8 protein-coding genes and 2 pseudogenes are annotated in these 8,356 nt (G+C 62.5%); 5 read left to right on the top strand and 5 right to left on the bottom strand.

Features of this window, described 5'->3' with window-relative positions; translation table 11 throughout:
• The first annotated feature begins 681 nt into the window (after window positions 1–681).
• The gene (gene arsC, locus PQR02_RS33900; RefSeq protein WP_408242039.1) at window positions 682–1,041 is read left to right on the top strand and encodes an arsenate reductase (glutaredoxin); all 360 of its coding nucleotides are present in this window, start codon (window positions 682–684) and stop codon (window positions 1,039–1,041) included.
• A 53-nt stretch (window positions 1,042–1,094) separates the two neighbouring features.
• Here the strand turns inward: arsC and PQR02_RS33895 are convergent, their stop codons facing one another.
• Window positions 1,095–2,078, bottom strand: coding sequence for a sulfonate ABC transporter substrate-binding protein (locus PQR02_RS33895; protein WP_408242037.1), 984 nt, complete (start codon window positions 2,076–2,078; stop codon window positions 1,095–1,097).
• 223 nt (window positions 2,079–2,301) lie between these two features.
• Between PQR02_RS33895 and PQR02_RS33890 the strand changes: the two genes are divergently transcribed.
• A complete protein-coding gene (locus PQR02_RS33890; RefSeq protein ID WP_408242035.1) occupies window positions 2,302–3,672 on the top strand; it encodes a GntT/GntP/DsdX family permease in 1,371 nt (456 codons plus the stop codon).
• Between the two features lie 138 nt (window positions 3,673–3,810).
• Window positions 3,811–4,100, top strand: a pseudogene (locus PQR02_RS33885) (DUF1272 domain-containing protein).
• Window positions 4,101–4,196: 96 nt separating this feature from the next.
• Here the strand turns inward: PQR02_RS33885 and PQR02_RS33880 are convergent.
• Both PQR02_RS33880 and PQR02_RS33875 read right to left on the bottom strand, forming a co-directional pair.
• Window positions 4,197–4,400 carry a zf-HC2 domain-containing protein gene (locus PQR02_RS33880; RefSeq protein WP_408242033.1) on the bottom strand — a complete coding sequence of 68 codons (204 nt, stop codon included), beginning with the start codon at window positions 4,398–4,400 and terminating at the stop codon, window positions 4,197–4,199.
• Window positions 4,387–4,995, bottom strand: coding sequence for an RNA polymerase factor sigma-70 (locus tag PQR02_RS33875; protein WP_408242031.1), 609 nt, complete (start codon window positions 4,993–4,995; stop codon window positions 4,387–4,389). Before PQR02_RS33875 ends, PQR02_RS33880 begins: the two co-directional genes overlap by 14 nt.
• Before the next feature lie 462 nt (window positions 4,996–5,457).
• Here PQR02_RS33875 and PQR02_RS33870 point away from each other — a divergent pair, with 462 nt between their 5' ends.
• A complete protein-coding gene (locus PQR02_RS33870; protein ID WP_257030615.1) occupies window positions 5,458–5,589 on the top strand; it encodes a hypothetical protein in 132 nt (43 codons plus the stop codon).
• 170 nt (window positions 5,590–5,759) lie between these two features.
• On the opposite strand, the pseudogene PQR02_RS33865 reads toward PQR02_RS33870, so the two are convergent.
• A pseudogene (locus PQR02_RS33865) lies at window positions 5,760–5,968 on the bottom strand (hypothetical protein).
• 465 nt (window positions 5,969–6,433) lie between these two features.
• Between PQR02_RS33865 and PQR02_RS33860 the strand changes: the two are divergent.
• Complete coding sequence (locus PQR02_RS33860) at window positions 6,434–6,988, top strand: NADPH-dependent FMN reductase (RefSeq protein ID WP_408242029.1); 555 nt, start codon at window positions 6,434–6,436, stop codon at window positions 6,986–6,988.
• 111 nt (window positions 6,989–7,099) lie between these two features.
• On the opposite strand, the gene PQR02_RS33855 is transcribed toward PQR02_RS33860, so the two are convergent.
• Window positions 7,100–8,143 (bottom strand): hypothetical protein, encoded by a 1,044-nt coding sequence (locus PQR02_RS33855; protein WP_408242027.1) that lies wholly within the window; start codon window positions 8,141–8,143, stop codon window positions 7,100–7,102.
• Between the last annotated feature and the right edge of the window lie 213 nt (window positions 8,144–8,356).

The following is an 8,356-nucleotide window of genomic DNA, read 5'->3' as shown; positions in this document are numbered from 1 at the left end:
GCAACGGCAACGGCAACGGCAACGGCAACGGCAACGGCAACGGCAACGGCAACGGCAACGGCAACGGCAACGGCAACGGCGATCTCTCGCTCAACGCACCTCTATCCCGGTGACATCGACGAGCACGGTGCGCGATCAATTCGTGTCGGCTGCCGGCCACCTTTTCGTATACGGTTTATGCGCATAAACCGCGTTAGACCGCCTCCGTAGCGCAGGCGAGCATTGCACGGCTTCCGACGCCCCCACTTTTTCCTGCCGATCCCTGAGCGGCCCGACTCTCACCACCTTCCGAACACACCCTCACCTCGACACGCATCTCCGCCAAACTTGACCTGGGCTGCGGTGCAAAAACCAAAAAACCGAAATAGTCTGAGTAAAATATGTAGCGCTGACTTGTTCCGTAGTCCGAATGTGAACTATCCAGCCCTGCAGACCGACTGAGAAATCCCCGACGCCAACAAAAGCAATCCCTCTGCCGCAAGATTCCTATCTGGAACAGATCTACCGTCTTCCCCGTCTACCCTAATCGTTCAAAACCAAAGAGTCCTCAACGCAAAGCGAGCGGCTGCCCCCAGACCAACCTCCAACACTAAAATCCCCCCAGCAAAAAAATCCCCCCAGCAAAAAAATCCCCCCAGCAAAAAAATCCCCCCGCAACACACAACGCTCACCTTCACCGCCATGATCACGATCTACCACAACCCGCGCTGCTCCAAATCCCGCGCCACTTGCGAATTAATCACCAGCACCTACAACACCGCCAACGAAACGACTGAAGTCATCGAATACCTGAAACAGCCGTTGAGCGTCGCACAACTCAAACAACTCAACGCTCAATTGGGCTGTCCAGTCCGCGAGATGATCCGCGACACCGAAGCCGAATACAAAGAACTCAAACTCGCCGAGCCCGCACTGACCGACGCTCAGTTATACGAAGCATTGGCGAAGCACCCCATCCTCCTGCAACGTCCGGTCGTCGTGCGAAACGGGCGCGCCGTGATTGGCCGCCCACCGGAGAACGTTGCGGCGCTGTTCTCCTGAGCGTCGCAAGGAGGTGCATCACATAACGCGGTCAACACATGGCCGTCAGCGCCTTAGACCTTGGCTGGCAGCGCCGCTTCCTTCGTGACGATCCTGGTCGGAATGATGCGCAGCTGACTGAACGTATCCGCGATACGTTGCTGTTCCGCGAGTACCTTCGCATCGACGGGCTTGTACATATGCGCGTAATGCCGCAAGCCCGCTTCGATCACCCCCGCGTCGAGTCCTTGAATCGGCGCGAGCTGCGCAGCAGCCTCGCTGTAATGACCTCGCACCCACTCGCCCTCTTTGCCGACTTCGTCCATCACGATCGCAAGCACCTCGCCGTTTTGCTGCGCGAACGGCCGCGCGCTCAGGAAGAACTGATGGTGGCTAACGATCCCGTCGGCATCCGCGAGTAAGCGCGCGTTCGACTGCCGCTTCGCCGCTTCGAGAAACGGATCCCAGATCGCCCATGCGTCGATGGCGCCTCGTTCGAAAGCCGCGCGTGCATCCGCGGGCGGGAGGTAGACAGGCTGGATCTCGCTGAACTGCACGCCACTCTTCTGCAACGCGGCGACCAGAAACCAGTGCACGTCCGAGCCTTTGTTCAGCGCGATTTTCTTGCTCTTCAGGTCGGCCAGTGTCTTGATCGGCGAACCCTGATGCACGAGGATGCCTTCGGCGTGCGGCGTCGGAATTTCATAGGCGGTGTAGACGAAATTCGCGCCGGCTGCCTGCGCGAATACCGGCGGCGCCTCGCCAACATAGCCGAAGTCGATGGCGCCGACGTTCAGCCCTTCCAGCAATTGCGGGCCGGCCGGAAACTCGGTCCATTTGACGGCGACGCCGAGCGGCGCGAGCCGCTTCTCGAGCGTGCCGTGCGACTTCAACAACACCAGCGTACTGGCCGCTTTCTGATAGCCGATGCGAAGTTCTTTGGCGTGCGCGTCGGCGGCAAAAGCGAAACCGGGCATGACGGGCAACGCGGCGGCGGCCAGCGATGCGCCCGCGCCGGCAAGGAACGCGCGGCGCGTAAGTTGGGAATGATGAGACATGGGGAGGCTCGTTAAGAAGACGGACGCGAAACGGACCGATTGGCTCCGACAATAGTTCGTCTGCAAACCGGGGCGAACCGATAAATTCGCATAAGCAAATCACGCTTGCGGGCGAAGCAGCTGGGCCGCCTCCTGCGCGCGTCGGCGCTTCGAGCCGCCACTGGCCGCTACAATTTGTCCTCCCCGCAAGACCGCGGCTGCGTCATTCGATTAAAGGGATACTGTGACGACAACACTCACGCCGTGGGCATCCCACGATACTCAACTCATCCTGTCATGTGCGCTTGGACTCGCGCTCATCATCATTTTCATCAGCGCGCTAAAGCTCGCGCCGTTTCTGTCGATTCTGGTCGGCACGTTCGCGGCGGGTTTTGCCGCCGGCCTGCCGCTCGAAGCAGTCGCGAGCGCATTCAGCAAAGGCGCGGGAGCATTGCTCGGCGACGTCGGCATCATCATTGCGCTGGGGGCGATGCTCGGTGCGCTGATGGCCGAATCGGGCGCCGCCGACCGGCTCGTCTCGACCATTCTCAAGCACTCCACGCCGCGCACGCTGCCGTGGATGATGGCCGTGGTCGCGCTGATCATCGGCTTGCCACTCTTCTTCGAAGTCGGCCTCGTGATGATGGTGCCGATCATCTTCGTGATGGCACGCCGTTCGCAGCAGCCGATCCTGCGCATCGCGATTCCCGCGCTGGCCGGCATGACCACGCTGCACGCGTTGCTGCCGCCGCATCCGGGTCCGCTGATCGCGGTCAGCGCGCTGCACGCCGACCTCGGCCTGACACTGGGGCTCGGCCTGATCGTCGCGATTCCCGCGGTTGTTCTCGCGGGTCCGCTGTACGGCATCTGGCTGTCCAAACGGATGCATGTGGCCGAACCGGAAGAACTGGGCAAGCTCTTCAGCGCGCACCAAAACACTGCCGAGCCGCCGAGCTTCGCGATCTCGCTCATCACGATCCTGTTGCCCGTGGCGCTGATGCTGGGCCGCACGGTCGCCAAACTGCTGCTTCAGCCCGAGACGTTCCTGTTCAACATGCTGAATTTCCTGGGTGAGCCGCTCGTCGCGCTCGGCCTCACCGTGCTGTTCGCGGTGGTGGCGCTCGGCTGGTCGCGTGGGATGGCGCGTGAGCGCGTCGGCGGCATTCTGCGCAAAAGCCTGCCGCCGATCGCCGCGCTGCTGCTGACCATCGGCGCGGGCGGTGGGCTGAAGCAGGCACTCGTGGTCGCGGGCATCAGCACGACCATCGGCAAGATCGCGGTGGGTGCGCACCTGCCGCTGATTCTGCTCGCCTGGCTGATCGCCGTTGCGCTGCGTCAGGCAACGGGCTCGGCGACTGTCGCTACCACGACGACGGCTGGTATCGTCGCGCCGGTCGTCGCCGGCCTGAGCGCGACGCACAATTCGCTCATGGCGCTTGCGATCGGCGCGGGGTCGGTGTTCTTCTGCCACGTGAACGACGCCGGCTTCTGGATGGTGCGCGAATATTTCGGGCTGCAATTGAAACAGACGGTGCTGGTCTGGTCGGTGTTGCAGACGATCGTGTCCGTCGTCGGCCTAGCGCTAACGCTCGTGTTGTGGAGCATGTTGACCTGACCACGCGCACCCGCCGCGCGGACGTCGACGGGATGTGACGGCCGTGCGGCCTTCTCCGGGCGGCAAGCGCCGCTTACACTTGCCAGCAAGCGAGGCGCAGCCCGTGCCTCGCGCCCTCAGAAAAGCGGAGTCGCCGCCATGCTCGAACTCAGGCCGTCCTGCGAAGGATGCGGCAAGTCGTTGCCCCCGAACGCGTCCGACGCGATGATTTGCACATACGAATGCACGTTCTGCGAAGTCTGCGCGCTCAGCCGGCTGCGCAATGTCTGTCCGAATTGCGGCGGCAATTTCCAGCATCGGCCGATTCGCACGCGCGCGCAGCTGGAGAAGCATCCGGCGCGTACGGATGCGCATCCTGTCGCGATCGACGAAGCGTCGCACGCGCGGTTTTCGAACGCTATCGGGACACGCCGGCTGGCGAGCGTTGACGCCGCAGTGGCATGCATGGACGATGAACTGCGCGTGGATGCACGGTTGCGATGCCGCGGTGGCGCCGACATTGAGCCGCGCACCCACGTCAGGCTTCACTCGTCGCGCACTGCCCCATCCACCGTCTCGATCCCGCTCACCGAATGCGCCGCCACACGCAACAAGCGGATCTGCTTGCGATAGTTGCGGCAGCCGCTGCAAATCGGCAAATGCAGTCGGATCGCCAGCCATTCGCCGGTCGTCAACGAACGGTCCAGCGCGTCGGATAACAGGCGCGTGATGTTCTTACACTTCCCCATTCGCATCCTCGCTGGCCAGGCCCTTTTCACTGAGGCAAGTGCGCAAGCGCAGCCGCGCACGGTAGATCAGCACGCTGCAGTGGTTGGCGTTGATCTGCAGTTCGGCGCAAATGGCCTCGGTATCGAGATCGAGGAATTCGCGCATCATGAAAACGCGTCCGATATGCTCGGGCAGATTTTCCAGGCACATCTCGAACAAGGTCCAGAACTGTTGCCGACGCAAGGCGGTTTCGGGCGTCGGCCAGGGGCGCGGCTTCGTTTCGCGCGACCAGTGGCCGTTGTCCTTGAACAGTTCGCGATCGAGTAGCGCTTCGCCGTCGAGTTCGGTTTCGAGCGCCGACAGGTTGATCGTGCGTTGCCGGGCTCGCAAGGTGTCGACGAGCTTGTGCCGCAAGATGCCGAACACCCAGGTCTTGTGTTCCGACTGCCCCGCGAAGCGGTCGGCTTGCGTCCACGCGGCAGCCAGTGCTTCCTGCACGGCGTCTTCGGCGGCTGCGGCATCGCGCAACTGCAATCGGGCGAAGCGCACCAGATCGCGCCGCAATTGCGTCAGGTAACCGGGATCGTCGAGCGCCGCAGTCCCTACCTGCGCCATGGCATGCTCCGCCGACGCGCCCGCGGCTGAAGCGCGTGGTCTCCTGAAACGTGGTAGTTCATGAACGTGTAGGTGTCCCGGCGCGGGATGCGCGTGCGTTGGCCATTCTCCCTCACGTTCCTGCGCAAGCGAATTGGTGTTGAACATATGCCCGTCGACAAAGCGATAACCGGATGAGCTTGGTCGCGCGCGTGGGCGCTTTATGACACGTTGCGACAGAAGCAAATAATTATTGCAAAAACTGAAATCAAAAACTGTCGCTGTTCGGTCCTGTCCGCCCACTGGCAGAGGTGGTAAACAGACGTTCTTCAGCAGGTCCCGACGCCTCGAAACCCCTTACAGATTATTTCCACAATTGAAAAAATGTCTTCTCGTCTTCGGTATTTGTAAGCAGGCGCTGGATCGCTATTCTTCAGCCATCGATCGCACCTGATCGCGAACCAAACGCTGAGGAGTAGCACCATGAAACGCATTCTGTCCGCCCTGATCGCTTCCGTCGCCCTGTTTGCAGCCGCTTCCGGCGCAGCCCACGCTGCGGCTCCGGCTCAGTGCAACGGCCCGGCATCGTACTGCAACGTGTTCTTCGGTAACTAACCGGTTGACGGGCACGGCACGGAATCTCGTGCCGACGACGAAAGTCCGTCATCGAAGAAGTTTCGAAGCAAAAGAGGGCGCCGGATGGAAAACGGCGCCCTTTTTGCGTCGAGGCCGAACTGGACCTGGCCAGACGATGTGCGGCGCCGTGTCCGCACCGCGACAGACGGCTAGATCTTCCCGCCTCCATCGATCCCGCGCTCCCTTTGCGCCACACTTCCTTGCCGCGTTCGGACAACTCACCGCTGCTGTGCACCTTGTCCGCTTGCGTGCCGTCGACGGCCAACTCGCCGCCTGGTTGTTCCTGCGCGCGCTGCTTCTCCTTCTTGCGAGCAGCCACCGCTTCGTCGTGGGATTTGCCTGCGTAGTTGGAACTCATGGTTATGTCCTCCTGAAAATCGTTTCATTGGGCGCCGAGAGCAGATCGAGCCGCAAACGGTAATCCACTTATCCCGATTGTCCGTTCGTCCGCTCGTGATCGCCGCGAGGCGACGTTCAATGAGCGCTGGCGCACATAGCAACGCCGCTATCCGCTGCTGCCGGCGGCTCCGGGTTGCCTCCGGTCAGGAACCCCGCAGCACACGTTTGCCTCAAAACGTCATGGACCGGAGCCATGCTTGATTGACAAGGCAAAAGTGCCAGTTATCCACAGGGTTATTCAGCGATTCTGTGGATAACTTTGCGGACCGCCAGGTTATCCACCGCCCGCTGGTGCGCGACGCTTTTCAGGTGCGCCGGGACAGTGACATTGGCTTCTCCAGTCGCCCCGCTCGCGCGGCTTTTTGCCTAAGATGGGCAGTTCGTACCTTTGCGCGTCGAGCGCCCGACATCGAGGAAGCGAACCATGGCCCATCACATTGCAGTGGTCGTCGGCAGTCTGCGGCGGGACTCGTTCAACCGTCTACTGGCTCGTGCGGTGATCTCACTGGCACCGTCCGACTTCACCTTCGAATTCATCGACATCGCCTCGCTGCCGCTCTACAGCCAGGACTACGACGCCGACTATCCCGAGGCCGGCAAGCAGTTGAAGCAGCGTGTCGAAGCGGCCGATGGCCTGTTGTTCGTCACTCCCGAATACAACCGCTCGATCCCCGGCGTGCTGAAGAACGCGCTCGACTGGGGCTCGCGACCGTGGGGCACGAACTCATGGGGCAATAAGCCCGCCGCGGTGATCGGCACCTCGGTCGGCGCAACCGGCTCCGCGCTTGCGCAGCAGCATCTGCGCAATGTGCTCGCCTATCTCGATGTCGCGACCTTGGGGCAGCCCGAGGTATTCATCAAACACGACCCGGCGGTCATCAACGAACAAGGCGAGATCGTGAACGACCGTACCCGCAAGTTTCTGCAGACTTTCGTCGACCGCTACGTCGCCTGGGTCAAGCGGCACACGGCTGCATGACCGACGTCCCGTCATGCCTCGCATGGCTCGCGGACCGGCTTGCCGCGCGGGATGATGCGAGGCATCGGCGGCATCCAGCTTTCATGCAGGGCGGCCGCCGCGCTTACCTCTCTATACGTGGTGATGCCCCGTCACCCGTTCCCACCCGTGACGCACCGCTAGCTTGAAACGCTCCCAGGTGCTGTCCGGCGACGTGCTTTCCCAATGACGCCGAGCTTCCGGCTCGATGTCGTCCCATGGACGATCACGAAACCGCGCGTCGTGGCCGATTTCCGCACCGTACCGGTAAGCCGGCACGTAATCTTCATACCGCGCACTGTCGGCCGCGTACTGCTCGTCATAGTGCGAGCGGAAATCTTCTTCGTATTCCAGATATTCGTTCGGCATCTGGCCGCCCAGACCGGCGGTCGGCTGCCCCGCTTCGGAGACGACTTCCGACGGCTGCATCACCGCGCCGGAACCCGGCACCGAACCGGCGGCGATCGCGCTGCGGCCTGCATCGCCGACGAGAGGATCGATCACCGGCTCATTGACCGGATCGACGGTAGGCCGCTCGTTGACAGGCGGCGGCACGAACGGTTCGGCGGGCGTGGTTGCCGGCGGCACCGGATGCAACGGATCGCCCGTTCCGGCCGGCCGGGTGGTTGTGGTGGTAGTTGTTGCGCTCGGCTTAGTCATGCCGGGCGTAGCCGATGTTGTCGTGCTCGAAGTCCGCGGCGTGCCCGGCGTCATCGCGCCGATGCCCAATTCGTCGAGCACCGAATGATCGCGGCTTGCCGGCGCTTGCACATTCCAGTCGGGCAGGCGTTCGCCGATGTCGGTTGCGCCCAGCCTCGCCAGGGTATCGCGGGCGAGTTCGGCATGAGCTTCGCTGGTTGCGTGGACACACACCAGCACGGCGCCGCGCCGCACGGCTTCGGCGTAACGCGCGGTTTCCGGTTCGCGCGAACCGCTGGTGAACAGGCTCGACAAAAAGCGTTCGATATTTGCCAGCACGCCGGCGTTGGCGACTTCACCGGTGGCCGAGTCGACCGACGGTTCCGGATTCGCCTGCAACTCGATCGTGTCGCGGGCGAGCCCGATTTGTACGAGGGTGTCGCGGGCGCCTTCCGCTTGCGTGTAGGTGTCGAATAAACCAATCACGGTATGTTGCATGGCTGTCTCCCGACGTTTTAGGCGGAACGGGCAACGCTGGAACGCGCCGCCCTCCTCGTAGGTTTGCGCTGCAACGATCATGCCGGAGCCGGGTCACGCGGCCGCGCGCCCCGTCACGCGAGCCAGCGCGGAGCCGGTTGCTCAAACCCGCGCATAAAATGCGCTGCCGCGCCGCCACGCTTTTACAACCGCAGGTAAATGACACCCGGCTCG

The organism is Paraburkholderia sediminicola (genome assembly GCF_046026895.1).
GTDB classification, from domain to species: Bacteria; Pseudomonadota; Gammaproteobacteria; order Burkholderiales; family Burkholderiaceae; genus Paraburkholderia; species Paraburkholderia sediminicola_C.
This window is presented reverse-complemented; position numbering and strand designations above follow the sequence as displayed.

Coding starts and splice junctions, on each gene's coding strand:
- PQR02_RS33875 (WP_408242031.1), bottom strand. CDS start 4,995: ATGGCGCAGGTAGGGACTGCGGCGCTCGACGATCCCGGTTACCTGACG.
- arsC (WP_408242039.1), top strand. CDS start 682: ATGATCACGATCTACCACAACCCGCGCTGCTCCAAATCCCGCGCCACT.
- PQR02_RS33895 (WP_408242037.1), bottom strand. CDS start 2,078: ATGTCTCATCATTCCCAACTTACGCGCCGCGCGTTCCTTGCCGGCGCG.
- PQR02_RS33855 (WP_408242027.1), bottom strand. CDS start 8,143: ATGCAACATACCGTGATTGGTTTATTCGACACCTACACGCAAGCGGAA.
- PQR02_RS33880 (WP_408242033.1), bottom strand. CDS start 4,400: ATGGGGAAGTGTAAGAACATCACGCGCCTGTTATCCGACGCGCTGGAC.
- PQR02_RS33860 (WP_408242029.1), top strand. CDS start 6,434: ATGGCCCATCACATTGCAGTGGTCGTCGGCAGTCTGCGGCGGGACTCG.
- PQR02_RS33870 (WP_257030615.1), top strand. CDS start 5,458: ATGAAACGCATTCTGTCCGCCCTGATCGCTTCCGTCGCCCTGTTTGCA.